Raw genomic sequence first — 24,272 nt, 5'->3', positions numbered from 1 at the left:
GCCTCAGGCCAGCCGGGCCAGCAGCGCCGTCCACGCCTCCTCGGCCGCGCCCGCGATCGGGCCGTCGTCGCCCAGCAGCGCGGGCAGCACGGGTGGCGGGGCCGCGCGGCGGAAGCTCATCAGGCCGGCCCGGTAGGCGGCCATGAGCTGCTCCGGTGCGGCGGCCAACAGGTCGACGCCGAGGCCGCCCAGCGTGACCAGGTCCGCGTCCAGGCCGTTGACCAGCCCGGCGATGCCCCGGCCGAGCGCGGTCGCCACGGTCGCGGCGGCGGCGGCCGGGCCGGGCTGCGGCGAGGTGATGACCCGCCGGGCGTACGTGATCGGGTCGCGGGGCGGTTCGTGGCCCAGCAGCCGGGCCAGCGCCGAGCCGTCCACCGCCGCGCCCCAGCAGCCGTACGCGCCGCACGGGCAGCGCACCGCCGGATCGCCGAACGGCATGTGCCCGAACTCGCCGGCCGCGCCCAGCGCGCCGATCAGCACCTTGCCGCCGTCCACCACCGCGCCGCCCAGGCCCGCCTCGATGCGCAGGTGCAGGGCCACCGCCGCGCCGACGGCCGTCCCGCGCCGCGACTCGGCCGAGGCGGCGAGCGTGGCGTCGTTGCCGGCCACGAAGATCTCCGCCCGTGGCCACGCCGCCGCCAGGTCGACGTCGTGCCAGCCCAGGTTGCTGGCGTCCAGCATGAGGTCGCGGGACACCGTGCCGGGCACGGCGATGCCGATGCCGCGGATCCGGTCGCCGTACTCCTGCCGCAGCCGGCGTACCGCCGCGCCCAGCGCCGCGACCACCTCGTCGCCGCCGCGGCCGGCCAGCTCCTCGCCCGCGGTGGCCAGCACGCTGCCGCCCAGCTCGACCACGTCCACCCGCCACGCCTCGTACGTGATCGAGGCGGCGGCGATCAGCGGCCCGCGCGGATGCGGGATCAGCGCGGTCGTGGGGCGGCCGCGGGCCCCGCTGGGCGCGGTCGGGCCCTGCGCGAGCAGCTCGGCCTGCCCGAGCCGGCCGACCAGCTCGGTGGTCGCGCCGGTGCCGACGCCGATCAGGCGGGCGGCGTCGGCCCGGGTGACGCCGGGACGGGCGTGCACCACCCGCAGCAGCTCCGTTGCGCGCGTCGGCACAGCGGTCCCCCTTCTTTTGCTCGGATCAGGAGCATATTGTCGTGGCGTGAGCCGGCACCGGAAGGGACTGCTCGTCCTCGGCGCCGCCTGTTTCGTGTACGTCACCGCGGAGACCATCCCGGTGGGGCTGCTCCCGCAGATCGCCGCCGGCCTGACGGTCAGCGAGGCGGACGTGGGACTGCTGCTGACCAGCTACGCCGTCGTGGCGGCGCTGACCACCATCCCGCTCACCGCGCTCACCATGCGGATCCCGCGGTGCCCGCTCCTCGCCGCGACCGTGGCGATATTTGCAATCTCCCAGCTCATCGTCGCTTTCGCGGCCACCTTGCTGATCCTCACCCTGTCGCGGCTCAGCTGTGCGGTGGCCCACGGCGTTTTCTGGTCGACGATCGCGCCGGTGGCGGCCCGCCTCGTCCCGCCGGACCGCGCCGGCCGTGCTGGCGGCGCTGGTCTGGGGCGGCACGTTCACCGCGATCCCGGCGGTGCTGCAGGCGGCGCTGCTGGCCTGGCTGCCGGCCCTGGCCTCGGTGCTCACCGTGGCGGCGGCCCTGATCGTCCTGGCGGCCCGCCGGACCTTCCCGGACCGGTCCCCGGCGCCGGCGGCGGTAGCGGCCTGACCAGCCCCGTCTCGTAGGCCACGATCACCAGCTGGGCCCGGTCGCGGGCCCGGAGCTTGGCCAGCAGCCGGCCCACGTGCGTCTTGACCGTGGCCAGGCTCAGCCGCAGATGCTCGGCGATCTCGCCGTTCGACAGCCCCCGGCCGACCAGGGTCAGCACCTCCCGCTCGCGCTCGGTGACCCCGGCGAGCGAGCCGGCGGGCTCGCTCGCGGGCTCCGCCCGGCCGGCGAAGTGCGTGATCAGCCGCCGGGTGACCGAGGGGGCGAGCAGCGCCTCGCCGGCCGCGACCACCCGGATCGCGGCCACCAGATCGTCGGGCATGACGTCCTTGAGCAGGAAGCCGCTGGCCCCGGCGCGCAGCGCGGCGAAGACGTACTCGTCGAGGTCGAAGGTGGTGAGGATCAGCACCCGGGTGTGCGGGGTCTCCGCCGACCCGGCGATCAGGCGGGTCGCCTCGATGCCGTCGAGACCGGGCATCCGGATGTCCATCAGGACGACGTCGGGCTGCTCCCGGCGGGCGGCGGCCACCGCCTCGGCGCCGCTGCCGGCCTCGCCGACGGCGACCAGGCCGGGGGTCACGTCCAGCAGCAGGCGGAAGCCGGCCCGGAGCAGCGCCTGGTCGTCGGCGACGAGGACCCGGACCGGCGGGTTCACCTCCGTCATGCCGGCCGGTCGTAGGGCAGGGTCGCCAGCACCCGGAAGCCGCCCGCCTCCCGCGGACCGACGGTCAGCGCGCCCGCGTGCAGCGCGACGCGCTCGCGCATGCCGGTCAGGCCCGCGCCGTCCGGGGCCGGGCGGCGGCCCGCCGAGCCGTCATCGGTCACCTCCACGCGCAGCTCGCCCGGGCAACCGACGACGTCGACCCGGCACCGCGCCGGGCCCGCGTGTTTGACCACATTGGTCAGGGACTCCTGCACGATGCGCACCGCGGCCAGCGCGACGCCGTCCGGGACGTCGCAGTCGCCGCGCACGTCGAGCTCGACCGGGACCCCGGCCGCCGCCGCCCGGTCGGCCAGCTGCCGCAGGTCGGCCAGGGTGGGCGCGGGGGCGAAATCCGGCTCGGCCCGCAACGCGTCGACCGCGCGGCGCAGCTCCGCCAGCGCACTGCGGCTCGTCGCCGCGATGACATCCAGCGCGGCGGCCGCCTCCGCCGGCCGCTGCGCGGCGACGTGGCTGCCGATGGCCGACTTCACCGCGATCACCGTGAGGCTGTGGCCCACGATGTCGTGGATCTCGCGGGCGATCCGCAGCCGTTCCTCGGTCACGGCCCGGGCGGTGGCCAGCGCGGCGGCCCCCGCCGCGTTGGCGCGTCGTTCGCGCAACGTCCAGCCCAGCAACCAGCAGGCGCCGAGCAGCAGGGCGGCGAACGCCACCTCGACGGGCCCCGGGCCGTCGGCCGAGCGGGTGGCGACGAGCGTGGCGGCGGACACGGCGGCCGCGCCCAGCACCAGGACGGCGGGGCCGCGGCGACCGGGCACCGTCGCACCGACCGAATACAGCGCGATGCCGGCGGCGAGCGCCGGGGCGGGGAACGCGAAGTCCGGAACCACCCCGGTGGCCAGGCAGGCGGTGGTGGTGGCCAGCACGACCGTCGCGGCGCCCAGGGGCAGCCGGCGGCGGACGGCGAGGGGCGCGCCCAGGGCCAGGCCGGCCAGCAGGGTCAGCCAGGCCGGCTCGCGCGGGCCGCCGGCCGGTGCGTCGGCGGCCGCGTACCAGCACAGCAGGGTGACGCCGGCGGCCAGCGCGGAGTCGAGGACGCGCCGCTGGCCGGGACCGGGTCTCCAGAGGAGCGCGGAGGGGACAGGCACGTTGCCGACCTTAGCGGCGCCGAACCCCGGTGGCGTCGGGCCTGAGTCGTCATCCCGGGGTCGGACCCGGCGGTGCTCGTACCGTCCCGGGTGGACCCGGCGAGGGGGACCTGGGCCGGACGACATCGGGCGGCGTACGGGAGATCCTGCCGGGCATGACAGTCTCCCTCCGCGACGTGCGGATGATCTACCGCACCGGCCCCCGGCCGGTGCCCGCCCTCGACGGGGTCAGCGTGCGGTTCCCGCCCGCGACGTTCAGCGCCGTGATGGGACCGTCGGGCTCCGGCAAATCGACGCTGCTGCACTGCGCGGCCGGTCTGGAACGGCCGACCGGCGGCACCGTGTCGATCGCCGGCACCACCCTCGGCGACCTCGGCGAAACCGCCCTGACCCGGCTGCGCCGGGACCGGATCGGCTTCATCTTCCAGGCCTTCAACCTCGTCTCCTCGCTCACCGCGGCGCAGAACGTGGCCCTGCCGCTGCGCCTGGCCGGCCGCCGCCCGGCCGCCGGCGCGGTGACCGCCGCCCTGGCCGAGGTGGGACTGGCCGACCGCGCCGGGCACCGCCCGAGCGAGCTCTCCGGCGGCGAGCAGCAACGGGTCGCCGTCGCCCGCGCCCTGATCACCCGGCCGGCCGTGATCTTCGCCGACGAACCGACCGGAGCCCTCGACAACCGCACCTCCCGGCAGGTCCTCGAGCTGCTGCGCGCGCTGGTGGACGAGCACGGCCAGACGATCGTCATGGTGACCCACGACCCCGTCGCCGCCGCGGTCGCCGACCGGGTGCTGATGCTGGCCGACGGCCGGCTCGCCGGCGAGTTCACCGAGGCCGACGCGGGCGCCATCGCCGCCCGGATGACCGCGCTGGAGTCGGCGTGCTGACCCGCGACCGGCTGGGCACGTTCGTCGCCGTGGTGCTGAGCACGGCCATCGTGACCGCGGCGCTGCTGGCGTGGGCGTCCGCGCGACCCCGCGTGCCGGACCGGTTCGCCGGCCTGGGCGTGGTCGTGCAGAGCCCGGCCGCGGCGAACCCGGCCGAGTTCTTCGCCGAGCCGGTGCCCTGGTCCGCCGCGACGGCGCGGCGGCTGGCCGACGGTCTGGCCGCGCTGCCGGGCGTCACCGCCGTCGTGCCGGACCGGCCGTTCTATGCGCAGCCGGTCCGCTCCGGGCGGCCGGTGGCCGGCTCGACCACCGGGTACGCGTGGGCCCCGAACGCCGGGCGGCTGGTCGCCGGCCACCCGCCGGCCGGCGAACGCGACGTGGTCGTCAGCGCCCGCCTCGGCGTCCCGGTGGGCCGGGACATCACCCTGCTGACCGCCACCGGCCCCGGCTCGTGGCGGGTCACCGGGCACGTGGACACCCCGGCGGTGTTCGTGGCCGGCCGGGTCGCCGAGCGGTTGCAGCCGGGCGTCCGGGCCCTCGGGATCGCCGGCCACCCGGACCCGGACGCGGTGCGCGCGGTCGTGGGCGATTCCGGCCGGGTGCTCACCGGGGCCGCGCGAGGAGCGCTGGAGCCGCGGGCCGACGCGCGTACCCGCTGGATCGGTACGCAGGTGATGTCCGCGACGGTCGCCCTGGCCGGCTTCGCCTGTGTCTTCCTGGCCGCCTCGACGTCGGCCTTCGCGGTCAACCAGCGCCGCCGCGAGATCGGCCTGCTGCGCGCGGTGGGGGCGACACCACGGCAGATCCGGTCCACTCTGTACCGGTCGGCGCTGCTGGTGGGCGCGGCGGCCGCGGCGCTGGGCGTGGCGGTGGGTGCGGCGGCCGCGGTGCCGTTGGCCCGGTTCCTCGTCGGCGCGGGGTTCGAGCCGGTGGGCTTCACCGTGCGCTGGGAGCCGTGGGTGCTGGCCGCGGCCTTCGCCGCCGGACCGGTGGTGTCGCTGCTCGGCGCGGCGGCGTCCGCCCGGCGCGCGTCGCGGATCGGCCCGCTGGAGGCGCTGCGGGTCGCCGAGGTCGAGAACCGGCCGATGTCCCGTCCCCGCTGGATCGCCGGGTTGACGGCGGCCGCGATCGGAGCCGCGGCCGGCGTCGGCACGGCGGCGACGGAGAGCGTCAGTGACATGGCCCAGGTCGCGCTGCTGGGCGCCATGGCGCTGGTCGTCGCGGCGGCCCTGCTGGCCCCGGCGGTGGTGCCGCTGCTGGTCCGGGTGCTGCTTTGGCCGGTCACCGGCATCACCGGAACGTTGGTCAGGGAAAGCGTGCTCGCCGGGGTCCGCCGTGCGGCGTCCACCGCCGCGCCGGTGCTGCTCACCATGGCCTTCGGGGTGTTCGTCGCCGGAACGGTGCAGACGTCGGCGACGGCCTACGCGGCCCGGCGGGCCGCCGCCGTGCCCACCGGCGCCGTGCTGATCCCGGACGGCACGCCGGGGTTGACCGACGCGGCGGCGCCCGGCGCGCCGCTGCCCACCGAGGTGTACGTCGCCGGCGCCGCGGTCCCGGCCGTCGGGCTGCCCAGCCAGCCGCCCGGCGCCGCCCTGGTCTCCCCGGCGGCGGCCGGACGCTGGGGCAGCTCCGTGACGGTGACCTACCCGGACGGCGTCCGGGAGACGCTGCCGATCACCGGCACCGCGCCGCCCGGCCCGGTCGCGGCGGACCTGGTCCTGGCCCGCGGCGTGGTCCGCGCCCACGACCGGTCGGCCCTGGCGCCGGCGGCCTTCATCCCGGCCTCAGCCGCCGGCGGCTCGGCCTCCGACGCACCCGTCGCTGTGCCCGCGGTCTCCGGCGTCTCGGACGCCGTGCCCGCGGCCGGGACGGCGGTGGTCTCGGTCGCCGCCTACGCCCGGCGCGCCGACGCCGAGGAGGACCGCCTGGTGTGGTCCTTCACGGTGCTGCTGCTGGGCCTGTCGGCCGGCGCGGGAGCGCTCGCGGTGGCCAACACCCTGCTGATGGCCACCCGGCACCGGATCCGCGACTACCGGGTGCTGCGCCTGGCCGGCGCGACCCCACGCCAGGTCGCCCTGACGGTGGCGCTCGAGTCGACCCTGGTCGTCACGATCGGGGCGCTGCTGGGCGGCGCGGCCGCCATGCTCGCCCTGATCGGCTCGACGGGCTCCCTCGGCGCGCAGGTCGGCACCGAGGTCGGGGTGGTCGTCCCCTGGCCGCTGACAGCGCTGATGCTGGCCAGCTGCCTGCTGCTCGCGCTGGTGGCCAGCGTGCCGGCCGCCCTCACCGCCCGGCCCGGCGCGTGAACCCGCGGGAGACCGCCCTCAGAGGGCCGCCTCGGCCGCCGCCAGCAGGGCGTCGTTCTCCTCCGGCCGGCCGATCGTGATGCGCACGCCGTCCCCGGCGAACGGCCGGACGATGACCCCGCGCTTCTCGCAGGCCGCGCCGAACGCCGCCGCCTGGTCGCCCAGCGGGAGCCAGACGAAGTTGGCCTGGCTGGCCGGCACGTCCGGGTACAGCTTGCGCAGCGCCTCGGTGACCCGGTCCCGCTCGCTGACGACCAGCGCGCAGCGGCGGAGCACCTCCGCCTCGGCGTCCAGCGCCGCGAGCGCCGCCGCCTGGGCCACCAGGCTGGTCGAGAACGGGGTCAGCACCTTGCGGATGGCCGCCGCCACCTCGGGCTGGGCCACCAGGTAGCCGATCCGCAGGCCGGCCAGGCCCCAGGCCTTGGACAGCGTGCGGAGCACGACCACGTTCGCGCGGTCGCCGTAGGTCGCCAGTCCGTCCGGGACCTGCTCGTCCGTGACGAACTCGCGGTACGCCTCGTCCAGGACCACCAGCACGTCCGACGGCACGGTGTCCAGGAAGCGGTCGAGTTCGGCCCGGCGCACGCTGGTGCCGGTCGGGTTGTTGGGGTTGCAGACGAACAACAGCCGGGTGCGGTCGGTGATCGCGTCGGCCATCGCCCGCAGGTCGTGACCGTGGCCCGGGTCGTTGGGCACGCGGATGCTGGTCGCGCCCACGCCGGCCGAGATGATCGGGTACGCCTCGAACGAGCGCCACGAGTACACGATCTCGTCGCCCGGCAGGCACGTCGCCTTGGCGAGGTGCTCGGCCAGCGCCACCGAGCCGCAGCCGGTCACGATCCGCTCGGCGCTGACGCCGTAGCGGTGGGCCAGGCGGTCGCGCAGCTCCAGCACGCCCATGTCGGGGTAGCGGTGCGACTGGGTCATCGCCGCCGCCACCGCCTCCGGCACGCCGGGCAGCGGGCCGAACGGCACCTCGTTGCTGGCCAGCTTGATCGCCTCGGCGATGCCCAGCTCGCGGGCCAGGTCGGCGACGCTGCGGCCCGGCACGTACGCCGGCAGCGCGTCCAGATCGGCGCGGGTCAGCCTGCTCATCTCTTTCCTCCGGTGGAGTCGTCGGCGTTCTCGGGTGCGGCCTCGACGGGCTGCCGCGGCCGGCCGGGTGGCACCGCGACGACCACCGTCGCGGCGGACTTGTCGTGCAGGGCCTGGCGCAGCTGCTGGTCGAAGAGCACCGAGCCGGCGTCGACGAGCTGCGCCAGGAAGCCCAGTCCGTAACAGCTCCACAGCGGCGTCCACATGCCGAGCCGGGCCCAGCGGCGGAACGCCCGGCCGAAGCCCAGCGGCTCGGTGTTCTCCAGCTTCACGACCTTGACCTGCAGCAGCCGCTTGCCGAGGGTCTGGCCGCTGTTGGCCAGCGCCGGCACCTCGTAGGCGAACCACAGGGCCGTGGCCACGACCAGCATGGTCAGGATCAGGTAGCTGGACCGGGCCGAGGCCGGCTGCGGGGTGGCGAACGGGTCGGCCATGGTGGCGCGGAAGATCGGCTCCACCTCGAGCCACCACTGGTAGGCCAGCCAGCCGTTGACCAGCACGTTGAGGACCAGCACGGCGGCGATGTCGATCAGCCGGGCGACCAGGCGCCGGCCCAGGCCGGCGAGCGGCCGGCCGTGCGGGCGGGCCTGCACCTGGTACGCGTAGGCGTGCGGCGGGACCCAGCCGGGCGGCGGGACCCACCCGGGCGGGGGGACCCAGCCGGGCGGCGGGAGGTATCCGGGCGGGGGCGCCCAGCCCTGCGGGGGCGGGGCCCAACCGGGGGGCGGCCCCGTGGGCGGAACCCCACCGGGCGGCGTCTGCTGACCGGCTGGCTGCTGACCGGGCTGCTGACCCGGCTGCTGGTCGGGGGGCAGCTGACCGGGCGGCTGTTCACCGGCGGGCGGCCCCCACCCCGGCGGCGGCTGCTGATGACCCGGCGGCTGCTGATAGCCCGGCGGCGGCTGCTGCCCCGTCGGCGGCTGATAGCCCGCGGGCTGCTGATGACCCGGCGGTGGCTGATAGCCCGGCGGCGGCTGATAGCCCGCGGGCGGCTGATATCCCGGCGGTGGAGTGCCCCATCCCGGCGGAGTGCCCCATCCCGGCGGAGTGCCCCAGCCGGGCGGAGCGCCCCACCCGGCCGGCGGGAAGCCCGGCGCCGAGGAGCCCGGCGCCGATGAACCGGGCGTGGGTGAGCCCGGCGCCGAAGAGCCCGGGGTGGGCGAGCCCGGCGCCGAGGAGCCCGGGGTGGGCGAGTCGGGCGTCGAGGAGCCCGGCGCGGGCTCGTCGGCGGCCGGCGGCCCGTCCGGGGGCGTCGCGTCGGCCGGCAGCGCCCGCCCCAGCCAGCCCTCGCCGTCCCACCAGCGCTGGGTCGTCGGGTCGGCCGGGTCCTTGTACCAGCCGGCGGGCAGCGAAGTCATGGCGCAACCTTTACCACGACGGTCCGGGCGATCTTGTCGTGCAGGGTCTGCTGGAACGGTTTGTCCCAGAGCTGCCAGAAGCCGTCCAGGTAGCTGAAGAGCGGCACGAGCATGCCGACCACGAACTCGACCAGGTAGCGCTTCGCGGCCATGCCGCGGGTCAGCGTCGCCCCCGGCTCGATCGGCACCACGCGCACCTTCATGAGCCGCTTGCCGACCGTCTGGCCGCTGCGGTACATCATCTCGACGTAGTAGACGTAGTAGCCCGCCAGCAACAGCAGCACGAAGCCCAGCTCGATGAGCAGGAACGGCAGGAACAGGTCGGTGAACACGGTCTCCGGGCCGGTGGCCGCGTCGAAGTCGTCCGGCACCGCGGTCAGCAGCAGCACGGACAGCACCGGGATGAACACCACCAGGGCGATGCCGCTGAGGATCGCGCCGTCGATGAGGTAGGCCAGCAGCCGGGTGCCGAAGTCCGCCAGCGGCCGGCCGTCCGGGGCCAGCGGCACGGGCGGGGGCCGCCACCCGTGCTGCTGCGGTGGGCCGTAGTGGGGCGGGGGATATGCCGGTGGGCCACCGGCCTGCGGCGGCACCGGGGCGTGGACCGGCCCGCTGGTCGGCGGGCCGGTCACGGCCGAGGCGTCGTCGTTCGCTTGCGTCACGAAGACAGTGTTACAGGTTTCCGCGCAGCTCTTGCTCCCGCTCGATGGCCTCGAACAGGGCCTTGAAGTTTCCCTTGCCGAAGCCGAGCGACCCGTGCCGCTCGATCAGCTCGAAGAAGACCGTGGGGCGGTCCTGCACGGGCTTGGTGAAGATCTGCAGCAGGTAGCCGTCCTCGTCCCGGTCGACCAGGATCTTGCGCTTCTTCAGCTCCTCGATCGGCGCCCGCACCTCGCCGATGCGCGCCCGCAGCTCGGGGTCGTCGTAGTACGAGTCCGGCGTGTCGAGGAACTCGCAGCCCGCCGCGCGCATCGCGTCGACGCTGGCCAGGATGTCGTTGGTGGCCACCGCGACGTGCTGGGCGCCGGGGCCGCCGTAGAACTCCAGGTACTCGTCGATCTGGGACTTGCGCTGGGAAACGGCCGGCTCGTTGAGCGGGAACTTGACCTTGCGGGTGCCGTCGGCGACGACCTTCGACATCAGCGCCGAGTAGTCCGTGGCGATGTCGTCGCCGATGAACTCGGCCATGTTGGTGAAGCCCATGACCCGGCCGTAGAAGGCCACCCACTCGTCCATCTTGCCGAGCTCGACGTTGCCGACGACGTGGTCCACGGCCTGGAAGAAGCGCTTGGGCTGCAGGCCGGCCTCGATCGCGGGCCGGCGGTCGACGATCGGGCCGCGGGCCACGAAGCCGGGCAGGAACGGCCCGGTGTACCGCGAGCGGTCGATCAGGGTGTGGATGGTGTCGCCGTACGCCGCGATGGAGGCGACGCGGACCGTGCCGTGCTCGTCGGTGAGGTCGTGCGGCTCGCTCACTGAGGTGGCGCCGGCCGACAGGGCGTGCCGGTACCCCGCGTCCACGTCCGGCACGGCGAGGGCGATGTCGAAGATGCCGTCGCTGTGCTTGGTGACGTGCCCGGCCAGGGGCGCGTCGGCGTGCACCGCGCCGGTGATCACGAACCGGGCGGAGCCGCTGGTCAGCACGTACTCGGCGTAGTCGCGGAAGCCCTGCTCGGGGCCGCGGTAGGCCACGCACGTCATGCCGAAGGCGGTCGAGTAGTAGTGGGCCGCCTGCTTGGCGTTGCCCACGAGGAACTGCAGGTAGTCGACGCCCTTGACGGGGAAAACGTCGACGGTACCGGTGGCGGTTTCCAACATCTGCGTCATGTGCAGAGGCTGGCCCCCCGCTGAGCGCTGGGCAATAGTCGAAAATCTGGCTGGTCAGTCTGCGCATTCGGTAGAGTGCTGAGGCACTATGGCTGGACAAGATGTGCAGTTGGATGCCCTCGACGGCCGGTTGCTCGCGCTGCTCGCCGAGGAGCCCCGGATCGGCGTGCTCGAGCTCTCCCGCCGGCTCGGGGTCGCGCGCGGCACCGCCCAGGCCCGGCTGGACAAGCTGATCGCGCGGGGCGCGATCCGCGGCTTCGGCCCGGAGGTCTCACCCGCGGCGATCGGCTACGGCGTGATGAGCTTCGTCACCCTGGAGATCAGCCAGCGGTACGGCCACCCGGCCGTGACCGCGCACCTGGCGGACATTCCGGAGGTCCTCGAGGCGCACACGATCACCGGCAGCGGCGACCTGATGTGCCGGATCGTGGCCCGCTCGAACGCCGACCTGCAACGGGTGATCGACGAGATCGTCACCTACGAGGGCATCCTGCGGGCGTCGACGATCGTCGCGCTCGCCGAGCAGATCCCGTACCGCACGATGCCGCTGGTCCGGGCGGCAAGCCAGGCATAAGCGCTCGACACGGGCCTTTCGGGCTGTCGGCCGCGATCGGTCGATCTCGTTACCGTGTCGGGCGTGGCTTCCGGCGGGTCGGCGAAGGGCTACGCGCTGGTCGGCGTCGTGGTCGTCGTCGTCCTGGCCACCACCGGCGTCTGGAACCCGTTCCCGAAGATCTGGTCGTGGATCAACCAGAGCGACCCGATCGCCGAGGGCGTCGCGACCTGGCAGACGGCCATCGGCGGGTCGCCGCGCAGCGTGACGATCAGCGGCGGCGCCGTCGTGGTCGAGTACCGCACCTCCATCGAGGCGTACGGGATCACCGCCGGGGTCCGGCTGTGGAAGTCCGACGCCGACTGGGCCGGCGTCGCCGGCGGCGACAGCGACGCCGTCGTGGTGGCCGGCCGGCTGCTCACCAAGGGGTACGAGGTCCTGGACCCGGCCACCGGCGCGGTCCGCCGCCGCGACACCCAGGCCACCGCGGTGTGGACCTACGCCGACGCGGTCCTCGACCTGCGCTGTCCCCGGGCCGGCGAGTGCGAGCTGAGCGCCTGGGAGCCGCGCGGCAGCCGGCCGATGTGGACGATCGGCACCCCGGGCATCGGCTTCGTGCTGGACGCCGCCAACCCCGACCTGCCCGACACCCAGCCGCTGGGCTCGTCCCGGATCGACGCCCGGGTGGCCGGGCCGCGGCCGCTGCCCAACCTCATCGGGCTGCCCGGCGACGGCCGCATCCAGGTAGTCGACACGGCGCAGGGCCGGGTGGTGCAGACCCGGACCCCCGCCCGCGACCAGCGGGTCGCCGTGGTCGGCAGCCGGGTCCTGACGGTGACCGGCGAGGCCCGCGACGGCACCTGCTACTACAGCGTCATCGCGCACGACCCACCCAACGGCCAACCGGTCTGGCAGCGGGCCGGGCTCAACCTGCGGACCGCGGACAACGGCTCGGCCTGCAAGCAGGAACGCGACCCGGCCGGCGGGGACGAAGTGGTGCTCGGCGTCGACCCGGTGGGCCGCGAGGAGCTGATCGCGGCGCACGACGGCCGGGTGCTCTGGCGCGGCGCCAAGGACCAGGACGTGCTGGCCGTCGACGACGGGTACGCGCTGATCCGCACCGAGGACCAGCGGACCCTGCAGGCCCGGTCGTTCAGCCGGGGCAAGGTCGCCTGGCGGCGGGCGGTGTCCGCGGGCGCCCAGGCGGCGCTGACGCCGTACGCGGCGGTGGTGGCCGAGCGCCGGCCGGCCCGGGTGACCGCGTTGAGTCCCCGGACCGGGGCCGTGCTGACCGAGGCGCGTACCGATGCCAAGGTCTTCGCGGTGGGGCCCGGCGGCCTGATCCTGATCTCCGGGCGCGACATGGCGTACCTTTCGTTCGGTTCGTCGCCCGCGGGTTGATCGAACCGGTATCGCGGCGGCGCCGTGCTGGTTCGCGCCTCGTGCCCGCGCTGGCCTAGGCTTGCCCGTCATGAGCAGAGCCGCCGCTTTCTCGTACTCGCCTCTGTTGCCGACGGGTGACGACCTGACCGAGTACCGACTCCTCGCCGACGAGGGTGTCGACGTGGTCGACGGGCCCGGCGGCCGGCGGTTCCTCACCGTCGACCCCAGCCTGCTGACGTTGCTGACCGCCGAGGCCATGCACGACATCGCGCACTTCCTGCGCCCGGCCCACCTGGCCCAGCTGCGCGCCATCATCGACGACCCGAAGGCCTCCCCGAACGACCGGTTCGTGGCCCTGGACCTGCTGCGCAACGCGAACATCGCGGCCGGCGGCGTGCTGCCGATGTGCCAGGACACCGGCACGGCGATCGTGATGGGCAAGCGCGGCCGGCACGTGCTCACCGACGGCACCGACGAGCAGGCCATCGCCCAGGGCGTGTACCAGGCGTACACCCGGCTGAACCTGCGTTACTCGCAGCTGGCCCCGCTGACGATGTGGGACGAGCGCAACACCGGCTCCAACCTGCCCGCGCAGATCGAGCTCTACGCCGAGGACCCGGGCGGGCAGCCGGACGCGTACAAGTTCCTGTTCATGGCCAAGGGCGGCGGCTCGGCCAACAAGTCGTACCTCTACCAGGAGACCAAGGCGCTGCTGAACCCGGCGCGGATGATGGAGTTCCTGGACGAGAAGCTGCGGTTGATCGGCACGTCGGCCTGCCCGCCGTACCATCTCGCGGTCGTGATCGGTGGCACCAGCGCCGAGTACGCCCTCAAGACCGCGAAGCTGGCCAGCGCGAAGTACCTGGACAACCTGCCCCGCGCCGGCTCGATGGCGGCGCACGGGTTCCGCGACGTCGAGCTGGAGGCGGCGGTCCTCGAGCTGACCCGCGACTTCGGCATCGGCGCGCAGTTCGGCGGCCGCTACTTCTGTCACGACGTACGCGTGATCCGCCTGCCGCGGCACGGCGCCTCCTGCCCGGTGGCGATCGCGGTCTCGTGCTCGGCCGACCGCCAGGCGCTGGCCAAGATCACTCCTTCGGGCGTCTGGCTGGAGCGGCTGGAGCCGGACCCGGCGCGGTTCCTGCCCGACGTGGAGCTCTCCTCCGACGACGAGGTCGTCAAGGTCGACCTGAACCGCCCGATGGCGGAGATCCGCGCCGAGCTGAGCAGGTACCCGGTCAAGACCCGGCTCTCGCTGACCGGCCCGTTGGTCGTGGCCCGCGACATCGCGCACGCGAAGATCGCCGAGCGGCTCGACGCGGGCGAGCCGATGCCGGAGTACCTGCGCGACCACGCGGTCTACTACGCCGGCCCGGCCAAGACCCCCGAGGGCTACGCGTCGGGCTCGTTCGGGCCGACCACCGCCGGCCGGATGGACGCCTACGTGGAGAGGTTCCAGGCGGCCGGCGGCTCGCTGGTGATGCTGGCCAAGGGCAACCGTTCCACCCAGGTGACCGACGCCTGCCGGAGCCACGGCGGCTTCTACCTCGGGTCGATCGGCGGACCGGCGGCCCGGCTCGCCCAGGACTGCATCCGCCACGTCGAGGTCCTGGAGTATCCGGAGCTCGGCATGGAGGCGGTCTGGAAGATCGAGGTCGAGGACTTCCCGGCCTTCATCGTCGTCGACGACAAGGGCAACGACTTCTTCGCCGAGGTCACCAAGCCGGTGCTGAGCATCGGCCGGCGCTAGGTCCGGGGCTCAGACGGCGCACAGCCCGGCGATCGGGTCCATCCAGTCGGGCATCTTCGCGGCCAGCGTCCGGTCCAGGTCCTTGGTGGTCTTGACCTTGTCGAACAGGGCCTTGTCGGCGGCGCTCCGGGAGAACTTGGTCGCCGACACGGCGCCCGCCTGCTTGAGTTCCGGGTCCTCGGCCGCCGCGGTCTCCTTGCGGACCTTCGCGGCCACGTCCTTGAGCTCGGCGCTGGCCGCCTTGCGGGCCTGCTCGGCCTCGGCGGTCTGCTTGGCCTCCTTGTACGCGATCATCTTGCCCATCGCCGTGCCGAACTCGGCCACGTCCGCGTCGAAGACCTTGTTCAGCGCGGCGCAGACCTTGCGGGTGTTGGCGTAGTAGTTCGGCGCCGGCACGGTGGTGGTCGCCGCCGTGGGTGACTCCGCCACAGGCGCCTCGGCGATCGTCTCGGAGCCGTTGTCGTCGCTGCTGCAGGCGGTCCCGGTGAGGAGCACACCGGTGATCACGACGGCGGAGAGGGCGGTTCGCATCACAAAGATCCTGTTCGTCGGGGAAGTCCAGACCCCTGGCGACGATACGTTCCGGCCCGGGTGACGTCCAACCGGCGGCCGGCCCGCCACGCGTACAGCTCGCCCGCGGTCCACCGCGGACGAGCTGCACACCCCCCGTCGTGGGCCGTTCCGCTCCCTTGGGGCGATGAAGGACATCGGAAGCGGAACGGCTCGGCGAGAGCCTGCCGGAAAGCGCTCTCGTTCCGCTGTCGTTCCGCTCTCACCGGCGGGGTGGGGGCGGGCGGAGTTCGGCTATGGTCGATGCCGGTCGATGTGCGGGAACGGGGGTGTCCCACCTGGTGCTGACTTTCCGGATCCTCGGGCCGCTGTCCGTCACGGACGCCGGGCGTGAGGTGGCGATAACCGCCGGCCGGGACCGCGTGGTGCTGGCGATGCTGCTGCTGCGTCCGGGCCGGATCGTGGGCGTCGACGAGCTGATCGACGCGGTGTGGGAGGACCGGCCGCCGACCACGGCCCGCGGCCAGTTGCAGACCTGCGTGTCCCGCCTGCGCCGGACGCTGCCGCCGGGTCTGATCCTCACCGACCCGGCCGGGTACGGGATCAGGACCGGCGCGGCCGCCCTGGACGCCGCCGAGTTCACCCGGCTGGTCAGCGCCGCGGCGACCAGCGGAGCCGACGACGCGCGCAAGCTGCTGCGCGAGGCCTTGGAGCTGTGGCGCGGCCCGGTGCTGGCCGGCATCGACAGCCGGGCGGTACGGCAGCAGGCCGCCGTCCTGGACGAGCAGCAGGCGACGGTGCTGGAGGACCGCATCGAGCTGGACCTGGCCGGCGGCCACGACCGGGATCTGGTGGCCGAGCTGACCGGCCTGGTGGAGCGCTTCCCCCTGCGGGAACGGCTGCGCCGGCAGCTGATGCTGACCCTCTACCGGGTCGGTCGGCAGGCGGACGCGCTCGCCGAGTACCGGCGGGCCGAGGAGCTGTTCCGCGAGGAGCTGGGCATCGAGCCCGGCGAGGCCCTGCGTGATCTGCATCACCGCATCCTCACCGGAAGCGTCGCCGAGGACCCGCCGCCCGCCGCCCCGCCGGCCCCGGTCGACAGCGTCCCCCGCGCCGTCGGCGACTTCACCGGCCGCGGTGACCTGGTGAACCGGCTGGTCGGCGCGATCCGGACCGCCGGGCCGGCCGAGACCCAGGTCCGCGTGCTCGACGGCATGGCGGGCAGCGGCAAGACCACCATCGCCATCCACGTCGCCGGGCTGGTCCGGGACCGCTACCCGGACGCGCGGCTCTTCATCGACCTGCACGGGCACAGCGCGAGCCGGCCGGTCGAGCCGGCCGCGGCGCTGGTCACCCTGCTGCGGCAGCTGGGCGTGGCGGCCGACCGGATCCCCGACGACCTGGACGAGCGGATCCGGCTGTGGCGCGCCGAGCTGGCCCAGCGCCGGGCGCTGGTGGTGCTCGACAACGCCGCCTCCACCACCCAGGTCACGCCGCTGCTGCCGACCGCCGGCGGGGTCCTGGCGCTGGTGACCAGCCGGCGCCGGCTGGTCGGGCTGGACGCCGTACGGCCCGAGTCGCTGAGCGTGCTGCCCGAGCCCGACGCGATCGCGTTGCTGGCCCGCATCGCCGGCGACCGGGTCGGCGCGGAACCGGCGGCGGCCGCCGAGGTGGTCCGGCGCTGCGGTTGCCTGCCGCTGGCCATCCGGCTCGCCGGGGCCCGGCTGGCCCACCGGCCCCGCTGGCGGGTGGCCGACCTGGTCCGGCGGCTGGGCGAGTCGGCGCTGCCCGAGCTGGCCGCCGAGGACCGCACGGTGGCCAGCGCCTTCGCCGTGACGTACGGGCAGCTGCCGGAGCGGGCCCAGCGCGTGTTCCGCCTGCTGGGGCTGCACCCGGCCGAGCGTTTCGGCGTGCTGTCGGTGGCCGCGCTGGGCGGGCTCTCCCGGCACGACGCCCAGGACGTGCTGGACGAGCTGGTGGACGTGCACCTGGCCGAGGAGTCCGAACCGGACCGTTTCCGGCTGCACGACCTGGTCCGTCAGTACGCGGCCACCCTGGCCGAGCACATCGCCCCGGCCGAACGCCGGACCGCGCTCAACGGCCTCGTCGACCTGCACCTGCACGCCGCGGCGACGATCAGCTGGGCGGGGGAGATCGACAACGCCCGCCACGACTACCCGGTGGCCGCGCCGGACCGGCCCGAGCTGGTCGCCCTGGCGGCCGCGGACCCGCAGTGGCTGGAGCACCAGCGACCCGACCTGGTGGGCCTGGTCTCCGCGGCGGCGCGGGCCGGCTCGGTGGAACGCGCCTGGCAGCTGGCCCGGGTGAACTGGCGGTACCTGTACGAACGCAGCTACACCGACGACCTCATCGCCGTCCTGTCCCGGGCCCGCGCGCTCGCCGAGGCCGGCGGGGACGCCCGCGGCATCGCCGCGACCAGCAACTATCTGGCCTCCGGCTACTACCGCAGCGGACGGCACGAGGAGGCGCTGCGGATCATCGACGCGGCGGTCACCCGGAGCCAGCAGATCGGCGACTTCCTCGGTGAGTCCCGCAGCCGCGCCAACCGGGTCGGGGTGCTGATGCGGCTGGGCCGGATCGAGGAGGCGCTGACCGACGCGACCTGGGCGTACGTCTCGGGCACCAGGATCAGCGACCCGCAGGGGCAGAGCTCCCGGCTGAACAACCTGGCCATCATCACCGCCGCGCTGGGGCGTACCGGCCACGCGTTGCTGCTGGCCCGCCGGGCGCTGCAGCCCGCCGTCGAGGTCAAGGACGACCGCCGGCTGTGCAACGCGCTGGTGACCGTGGCGCAGATCCGCAACAAGCGCGGTGACACCGGACAGGCCGAACGGCTGCTGCGGGCGGCGCTGCGCCTCGCCGTCCGCATCGGCTACCGGGTGGGCGAGTGGGAGAGCCGCAACGAGCTGGGCCGGGTCGCCCTGGCCCAGGGCCGGTACGCGGAATCGGTGGCGCAGCACATGAAGGCGGTGGAACTCAGCCGCGAGCGGGGCGCCGACCCGGCCATCGCCGTCGCGTCCAACGATCTGGCCGCCGCCCTGCTCGCCACCGGCGACCGCGCGGGGGCCCGCCAGCTCCGGCTGCATGCGCTAGCGCTGGCCCGGCGGACGGTGGTCCCGTACGAGCAGGCGCGCTCGCTGGCCGGGCTGGCCGAGTGCGTGGTGGGCGACGACCCGGCGGCCGCCCGGCGGCACTGGCAGCAGGCGCTGGACCTGTTCGAGCGGATGGGCGTACCGGAACGGTTCGCGGTGCGGCGGCGGCTGGCCGGGCTCGACAGTGGCCCGGAACAACTGCGGACCCCGGCCGGCGGGGGCAGGATGGAAGCGTGACGACGACTGACGAGAGTGGTTACCGGATCGAACGCGACACCATGGGCGAGGTGCGGGTGCCGGCCGCCGCGCTGTGGCGGGCGCAGACGCAGCGGGCGGTGGAGAACTTCCCGATCTCCGGGCGCGGGCTGGAGCCGGCCCACATCCACGCGCTGGCGCGCATCAAGGGGGCGGCGGCGCAGGTCAACGCCTCGCTCGGGGTGCTCGACGACGACCTGGCCAAGGCGATCGTGACCGCGGCCGCGCACGTCGCCGACGGCGGCTACGACGACCAGTTCCCGATCGACGTCTTCCAGACCGGCTCGGGCACGTCGTCCAACATGAACACCAACGAGGTCATCGCCGAGCTGGCCACCCGCGCGCTGGGCCGGCCGGTGCACCCCAACGACCACGTCAACGCCTCCCAGTCCAGCAACGACGTGTTCCCGTCGTCGATCCACCTGGCCGCCACCGAGGCGATCACCAGCAGCCTCATCCCGGCGCTGGACCACCTGGTGGCCGCCCTGGGCGCGAAGGCGCACGACTGGTCGGAGGTCGTCAAGGCCGGCCGCACGCACCTCATGGACGCCACGCCGGTCACCCTCGGGCAGGAGTTCTCCGGGTACGCGGCGCAGATCCAGAACGGCATCGACCGGCTCACCGACACCCTCCCGCGGCTCGCCGAGCTGCCGCTCGGCGGCACCGCGGTCGGCACCGGGGTGAACACCCCGCCCGGCTTCGCCCCCGCGGTGATCTCGCTGCTCAGGGAGATGACCGGCCTGCCGCTGAGCGAGGCGCGCAACCACTTCGAGGCCCAGGGCGCCCGCGACGCGCTGGTCGAGGCGTCCGGGCAGCTCCGGGTGGTCGCGGTCAGCCTCTACAAGATCGTGAACGACATCCGCTGGATGGGCTCCGGCCCGCGGGCCGGCCTGCGCGAGCTGCGCCTGCCCGACCTGCAGCCGGGCTCGTCGATCATGCCGGGCAAGGTGAACCCGGTCGTGCCCGAGTCGGTCCGCCAGGTCGCCGCCCAGGTGATCGGCAACGACGCCGCGGTCGCCTTCGCCGGCACCCAGGGCGACTTCGAGCTCAACGTCATGCTGCCGGTGATGGCCCGCAACCTGCTGGAATCGATCAAGCTGCTGGCCGCGGCCGCGAAGATGCTGGCCGACCGCTGCGTCGACGGCCTGGAGGTCAACGAGGACGTGGTCCGCTCGTACGCCGAGGGCTCGCCGTCCATCGTCACGCCGCTCAACCGCTTCCTCGGCTACGACGAGGCGGCGGCCATCGCCAAGCAGGCGCTGAAGGAGGACAAGACCATCCGCGCGGTCGTCATCGAGCGCGGTCACGTGGCGAACGGCGCCCTCACCGAGGAACAGCTCGACGCGGCCCTGGACGTGCTGCGGATGACCCGGCCGTGACGAGCGGACGGCGCGCCCGGTCAACCCTTGTGGATGATGGCGATCTTCGATCAAATGCGGGGATGAGAAGACGCCTGACGGCCGGGGCCGTCGCCACCGCGACGGGCCTGGCCCTGCTCGTCGGCCTGCCCACCTCGCCCGCCGCCGCAGCTGCCACCGTCGATTACACCGTCGTCGCGGACGAGGGGGTGTCGGCCGCCGACGCGATCGCCGCCATCACCGCCGCCGGCGGCACCGTGCTCGGCAGCAACGCGGCCGTGGGCACCTACCGCGTGTCGTCGTCCGCCGCCGACTTCAAGATGAAGGCCGCCCGGTCCGCCGGGCTGATCGGGGCCTCGGTCAGCAAGCCCATCGGCCGTGCGCCGCGGACCTCGCCGGCGGTCGAGCAGCCGATCACCACCGCCACCCAGGGCCGGCCGCCCCGGGGGGTCGCCGCCGACCCGCTCGACGACAAGCTCTGGGGCCTCACGATGATCAGGGCCGACAAGGCCCACACCATCGAGCAGGGTGACCGCGGGGTCACCGTCGGCGTCCTGGACACCGGCCTCGACGCGAGCAACCCCGACCTGGCGCCCAACTTCAGCCGCCGGCTCTCCCGCAACTTCGCCCCGGACCTGGTCGACGTCGACGGGCCCTGCGAGGTGGCCGGCTGCGTCGACCCGGTCGGCACCGACGACGGCGGCCACGGCACCCACGTCGCCGGCACCATCGCCGCGGCGGCCAACGGCTCCGGGGTCACCGGCGTCGCCCCCAAGGTGACGCTGGTCGAGCTCAAGGGCGGCCAGGACTCGGGCTACTTCTTCCTCGACCCGGTGGTCAACGCGCTCACCTACGCGGGCGACGCCGGCCTGGACGTGGTCAACATGTCCTTCTACGTCGACCCGTGGCTCTACAACTGCCGGTCCAACGCCGCCGACGGCCCGGAGGCCCAGGCCGAGCAGCGGGCCATCGTCGCCGCCATGAAGCGCGCCCTGCGGTACGCCCACGCCCGCGGGGTCACGCTGGTCGGCGCGCTCGGCAACGAGCACACCGACCTCGGCGACCCCCAGGACGACCCGACGAGCCCGGACTACGGCTCCGCGCCGTACCCCCGGGACATCGACAATGCTGACTGCCTGAGCATGCCGGCGGAGGGCCCGCACGTCATCGGCGTCTCGGCCGTCGGCCCGTCCAAGGCCAAGTCGCACTACTCCAACTACGGGCTGGAGCAGATCTCGGTGGCCGCGCCGGGCGGCTTCACCCGGGACTTCTTCGGCACGCCGCAGTACAACTCGGCGGCCAACAACATCCTGTCGGCGTACCCGCTCAAGGTGCTCCAGGAGAGCGGCGCGGTCGACGCCAACGGCGAGCCGACCCGGCCCACGGTCTTCAAGGACTGCTCCAGCGGCACCTGCGGCTACTACACGTACCTGGCGGGCACCTCGATGGCCGCGCCGCACGCGGCCGGCGTCGCCGCCCTGATCATCAGCCGGTACGGCCACCGCGACTGGTGGCGCGGCGGGCTGACCATGAACCCGGACCAGGTCGAGCGGCGGCTGTACCGCTCGGCGACCGAGACGGCCTGCCCGGAGCCGCGGCTGCGCAGCTACGCCCAGGAGGGCTACGCGGCGTCGTTCGACGCGTACTGCGCCGGGCCGAAGAAGTTCAACGGCTTCTACGGGCACGGCATCGTCGACGCCTACGCGGCGGTCGGCGGGCGCTGAGCGCTAACCTCCCGCCCGGGGGTCACTCGGGCGGGAGGTTACCGGCTGGCGGAGGTCGGTACCCTTGTACGGTGACGCTCCGCCTGCACGACACCGCGACCCGATCCGTCCGGGACTTCGTCCCGCTGACGCCCGGTCAGGTCGGTGTGTACCTGTGTGGCCTGACCGTCCAGTCCGTGCCGCACATCGGGCACCTGCGCTCCGCGATCAACTACGACGTGTTGCGCCGCTGGCTGCTGCACATCGGCTTCGACGTGACCTTCGTGCGCAACATCACCGACGTGGACGACAAGATCCTGGTGAAGTCGCAGGAGACCGACCGGCCGTTCTGGGCGATCGCGTACGCCAACAAGCTCGTCCTGGACGCGGACTACCGCTCCCTCAACGTGCTCGCGCCGACCTACGAGCCGCTGGCCACCGGCCACATCACCGAGATGCACGAGCTGATCGCCGCGCTGATCGAGCTGGGTCACGCGTACGTGTCGGCCGAGGGCACCGGCGACGTGTACTTCGACGTGCCCAGCTTCGGCGCCTACGGCTCGCTGTCCGGCCAGAAGATCGACGACATGCTGTCCGCGGGCGAGGCCCCGGAACGCGGCAAGCGCCACCCCGCCGACTTCGCGCTGTGGAAGGGCGTCAAGGCCGACGAGCCGGCCGACGCGTCGTGGGCGTCGCCGTGGGGCCGGGGCCGGCCGGGCTGGCACATCGAGTGCTCCGCGATGGCCCGGCGCTACCTGGGCGCCGAGTTCGACATCCACGGCGGCGGGCTCGACCTGACGTTCCCGCACCACGAGAACGAGATCGCCCAGTCGCAGGCCGCCGGGCTGCCGTTCGCCCGGTACTGGGTGCACCACGCGCTGCTCAACCTCGGCGAGGCCAAGATGAGCAAGTCGCTGGGCAACGTCATCGACGTCGCGGCGGTGCTCGCCATGGGCATCCGCCCGGTGGAGCTGCGCTACTACCTCGGCGTGCCGCACTACCGCTCCCGCATCGACTACTCCGACGAGGCGCTGCGGGAGGCCGCCACGGCGTACCGCCGGATCGAGGGTTTCGTGCAGCGGGCGGTCGAGGTCGTCGGCCCCGGCCGGCCGAAGGACGTGCCGCCGGCCTTCGCCGCGGCGATGAACGACGACCTCAACACCTCGGCGGCGCTGGCCGTCGTGCACGACACGATCCGTGAGGGCAACACCGCGCTGGCCGCGAGCGACGAGACCGGCGTCCGCGCCGCGCTCACCGAGGTGCGGGCCATGCTCGGCGTGCTGGGCCTGGACCCGCTCGACCCCGCGTGGACCGCCGGCGACACCGGCGGCGAGCTCAAGCCGATCGTCGACGCGCTGGTGAAACTGGCGCTGGAGCAGCGCGCGCAGGCGCGCGCACGCAAGGACTGGGCGGCGGCCGACTCGGTCCGCGACCAGCTGAAGAATGCGGGAGTTCAGGTGGAGGACACTCCGGCCGGGCCGCGCTGGACGGTAGGAGAGCAGCACTGATGCCGGGTAATTCGTTCAATGTGAGCAAGCGCGTCACGGCCAAGAAGGGCGCGACCGCCGGCTCCGGCGGCAAGAACCGTTCGAGCTCGGGCCTCAAGGGCCGCGGCAAGACCCTGCCCGCCGACGAGCGGCCCTGGCACAAGGGCTACTCCGGCACCGAGAAGCTGCCCGACAAGACCGCCCGCAAGCAGGAGAAGGAACGCCGCGCGGCGGCCGCCGAGGGCCGGGCGCCCAAGGTCGGCATCCCGGGCACCAAGGACACCACCTGGGGTCGCGGCGGCGGCCGGGGCACCACCGGCCGGCCGGCGCAGCAGCGCGGCGCCCGGGCGCAGGGTCGCACCGGTCCCCGGGTCGCCCCCGGGCGCAAGTCCAACCCGACCCGGGAGGGTCCGGAGCTGCTGCTCGGCCGCAACCCGGTGACCGAGGCGCTGCGCGCGTCGATCCCCGCGACGGCCCTGTACGTCGCCCAGGGCATCGACATCGACGACCGGGTCACCGAGATCGTCCGCACGGCCGGCGACCGGGGCATCCCGATCCTGGAGATCAGCCGGCTCGAGCTCGACCGGATGACCGGCGGCGTCCTGCACCAGGGCGTGGGCCTGCAGGTGCCCCCGTTCGCGTACGAGAACTTCGAGGACCTGCTGGCCGCGGCGATGGAGCAGACCGCGCCGCTGCTGGTGGCCCTCGACGGGGTGACCGACCCGCGCAACCTGGGCGCGGTGATCCGCTCGGTGGCCGCGTTCGGCGCGCACGGCGTCTTCATGACCGAGCGCCGGGCGGCCGGCATCACGGCGACCGCGTGGCGCACCAGCGCCGGCGCGGCCGCGCGGGTGCCGGTGTCGCAGGTGGTCAACCTGACCCGGGCGATCAAGGCCGCCCAGCAGGCCGGTTTCACCGCGATCGGCCTGGACGCGGACGGCGAGACCGACCTCTACCAGCTCGAGGCGGCCGTGGGCCCGCTGCTGGTGGTCGTCGGCTCCGAGGGTCGCGGGCTGTCCCGCCTGGTCGGCGAGACCTGCGACCTGCGGGTCAGCATCCCGATGATGTCCGAGGTGGAGTCGCTGAACGCCAGCGTCGCCGCCGCGGTCACCCTGGCGGAAGTGTCCCGCCGCCGCATCTACGGGTAGCCG

19 protein-coding genes are annotated in these 24,272 nt (G+C 74.3%); 11 read left to right on the top strand and 8 right to left on the bottom strand.

Features of this window, described 5'->3' with window-relative positions; all coding sequences use genetic code 11:
* Positions 1-3 precede the first annotated feature (3 nt).
* Entirely contained in the window at positions 4-1,116 is a 1,113-nt protein-coding gene (locus tag Ani05nite_RS14505; RefSeq protein WP_203768682.1) for an ROK family protein, read from the bottom strand.
* A gap of 46 nt (positions 1,117-1,162) precedes the next feature.
* Between Ani05nite_RS14505 and Ani05nite_RS14500 the strand changes: the two genes are divergently transcribed.
* Positions 1,163-1,750, top strand: coding sequence for an MFS transporter (locus tag Ani05nite_RS14500; RefSeq protein ID WP_239129920.1), 588 nt, complete (start codon positions 1,163-1,165; stop codon positions 1,748-1,750).
* Here Ani05nite_RS14500 and Ani05nite_RS14495 read toward each other — a convergent pair.
* Positions 1,648-2,397: a response regulator gene (locus Ani05nite_RS14495; protein ID WP_203768679.1), complete on the bottom strand. Its 750-nt coding sequence runs from the start codon at positions 2,395-2,397 to the stop codon at positions 1,648-1,650. The genes Ani05nite_RS14500 and Ani05nite_RS14495 overlap by 103 nt on opposite strands.
* Complete coding sequence (locus Ani05nite_RS14490) at positions 2,394-3,542, bottom strand: sensor histidine kinase (protein ID WP_203768678.1); 1,149 nt, start codon at positions 3,540-3,542, stop codon at positions 2,394-2,396. Before Ani05nite_RS14490 ends, Ani05nite_RS14495 begins: the two co-directional genes overlap by 4 nt.
* A 155-nt stretch (positions 3,543-3,697) precedes the next feature.
* On the opposite strand from Ani05nite_RS14490, the gene Ani05nite_RS14485 reads away from it, so the two are divergent.
* Entirely contained in the window at positions 3,698-4,423 is a 726-nt protein-coding gene (locus Ani05nite_RS14485; protein ID WP_203768677.1) for an ABC transporter ATP-binding protein, read from the top strand.
* The gene (locus Ani05nite_RS14480; RefSeq protein ID WP_203768676.1) at positions 4,417-6,729 is read left to right on the top strand and encodes an ABC transporter permease; all 2,313 of its coding nucleotides are present in this window, start codon (positions 4,417-4,419) and stop codon (positions 6,727-6,729) included. The genes Ani05nite_RS14485 and Ani05nite_RS14480 overlap by 7 nt, the downstream gene beginning before the upstream one ends.
* Before the next feature lie 18 nt (positions 6,730-6,747).
* On the opposite strand, the gene hisC is transcribed toward Ani05nite_RS14480, so the two are convergent.
* From hisC to hppD, 4 genes are read right to left on the bottom strand one after another with little or no spacing between them, the layout of a single operon-like run.
* Positions 6,748-7,824, bottom strand: coding sequence for a histidinol-phosphate transaminase (hisC, locus tag Ani05nite_RS14475; RefSeq protein ID WP_203768675.1), 1,077 nt, complete (start codon positions 7,822-7,824; stop codon positions 6,748-6,750).
* The gene (locus Ani05nite_RS14470; protein ID WP_203768674.1) at positions 7,821-9,182 is read right to left on the bottom strand and encodes an RDD family protein; all 1,362 of its coding nucleotides are present in this window, start codon (positions 9,180-9,182) and stop codon (positions 7,821-7,823) included. The genes hisC and Ani05nite_RS14470 overlap by 4 nt, the downstream gene beginning before the upstream one ends.
* On the bottom strand, positions 9,179-9,844 hold the full coding sequence (locus tag Ani05nite_RS14465; protein ID WP_239129919.1) for an RDD family protein: 666 nt from the start codon (positions 9,842-9,844) through the stop codon (positions 9,179-9,181). Before Ani05nite_RS14465 ends, Ani05nite_RS14470 begins: the two co-directional genes overlap by 4 nt.
* A gap of 10 nt (positions 9,845-9,854) precedes the next feature.
* Positions 9,855-11,009, bottom strand: coding sequence for a 4-hydroxyphenylpyruvate dioxygenase (gene hppD, locus Ani05nite_RS14460; protein WP_203768673.1), 1,155 nt, complete (start codon positions 11,007-11,009; stop codon positions 9,855-9,857).
* Positions 11,010-11,097: 88 nt separating this feature from the next.
* On the opposite strand from hppD, the gene Ani05nite_RS14455 reads away from it, so the two are divergent.
* From Ani05nite_RS14455 to Ani05nite_RS14445, 3 genes are all read left to right on the top strand, one after another.
* Positions 11,098-11,583: an Lrp/AsnC family transcriptional regulator gene (locus Ani05nite_RS14455; RefSeq protein WP_203768671.1), complete on the top strand. Its 486-nt coding sequence runs from the start codon at positions 11,098-11,100 to the stop codon at positions 11,581-11,583.
* Between the two features lie 63 nt (positions 11,584-11,646).
* Positions 11,647-12,963, top strand: a complete 1,317-nt coding sequence (locus Ani05nite_RS14450) for a PQQ-binding-like beta-propeller repeat protein (protein ID WP_239129918.1) — start codon at positions 11,647-11,649, stop codon at positions 12,961-12,963.
* A gap of 70 nt (positions 12,964-13,033) precedes the next feature.
* Positions 13,034-14,695, top strand: coding sequence for a fumarate hydratase (locus tag Ani05nite_RS14445; RefSeq protein WP_203768667.1), 1,662 nt, complete (start codon positions 13,034-13,036; stop codon positions 14,693-14,695).
* 9 nt (positions 14,696-14,704) lie between these two features.
* On the opposite strand, the gene Ani05nite_RS14440 is transcribed toward Ani05nite_RS14445, so the two are convergent.
* Complete coding sequence (locus Ani05nite_RS14440) at positions 14,705-15,226, bottom strand: hypothetical protein (RefSeq protein ID WP_203768665.1); 522 nt, start codon at positions 15,224-15,226, stop codon at positions 14,705-14,707.
* 320 nt (positions 15,227-15,546) lie between these two features.
* Between Ani05nite_RS14440 and Ani05nite_RS14435 the strand changes: the two genes are divergently transcribed.
* The 5 genes from Ani05nite_RS14435 to rlmB all read left to right on the top strand — a co-directional run bounded on the left by Ani05nite_RS14435 (position 15,547) and on the right by rlmB (position 24,269).
* Positions 15,547-18,555 (top strand): AfsR/SARP family transcriptional regulator, encoded by a 3,009-nt coding sequence (locus Ani05nite_RS14435; RefSeq protein ID WP_239129915.1) that lies wholly within the window; start codon positions 15,547-15,549, stop codon positions 18,553-18,555.
* Complete coding sequence (locus tag Ani05nite_RS14430) at positions 18,552-19,952, top strand: class II fumarate hydratase (protein WP_203768663.1); 1,401 nt, start codon at positions 18,552-18,554, stop codon at positions 19,950-19,952. The genes Ani05nite_RS14435 and Ani05nite_RS14430 overlap by 4 nt, the downstream gene beginning before the upstream one ends.
* 62 nt (positions 19,953-20,014) lie before the next feature.
* Complete coding sequence (locus Ani05nite_RS14425) at positions 20,015-21,655, top strand: S8 family serine peptidase (RefSeq protein ID WP_203768662.1); 1,641 nt, start codon at positions 20,015-20,017, stop codon at positions 21,653-21,655.
* A gap of 71 nt (positions 21,656-21,726) precedes the next feature.
* Positions 21,727-23,142 carry a cysteine--tRNA ligase gene (gene cysS / locus Ani05nite_RS14420; RefSeq protein WP_203768661.1) on the top strand — a complete coding sequence of 472 codons (1,416 nt, stop codon included), beginning with the start codon at positions 21,727-21,729 and terminating at the stop codon, positions 23,140-23,142.
* Positions 23,142-24,269, top strand: coding sequence for a 23S rRNA (guanosine(2251)-2'-O)-methyltransferase RlmB (gene rlmB / locus Ani05nite_RS14415; protein WP_203768660.1), 1,128 nt, complete (start codon positions 23,142-23,144; stop codon positions 24,267-24,269). The genes cysS and rlmB overlap by 1 nt, the downstream gene beginning before the upstream one ends.
* The last annotated feature ends 3 nt before the right edge of the window (positions 24,270-24,272 follow it).

The organism is Actinoplanes nipponensis (genome assembly GCF_016862275.1).
Lineage (GTDB): Bacteria > Actinomycetota > Actinomycetes > Mycobacteriales > Micromonosporaceae > Actinoplanes > Actinoplanes nipponensis.
The sequence above is the reverse complement of the archived record's forward strand: the minus strand, read 5'-3'. Positions and strand labels throughout refer to the sequence as shown.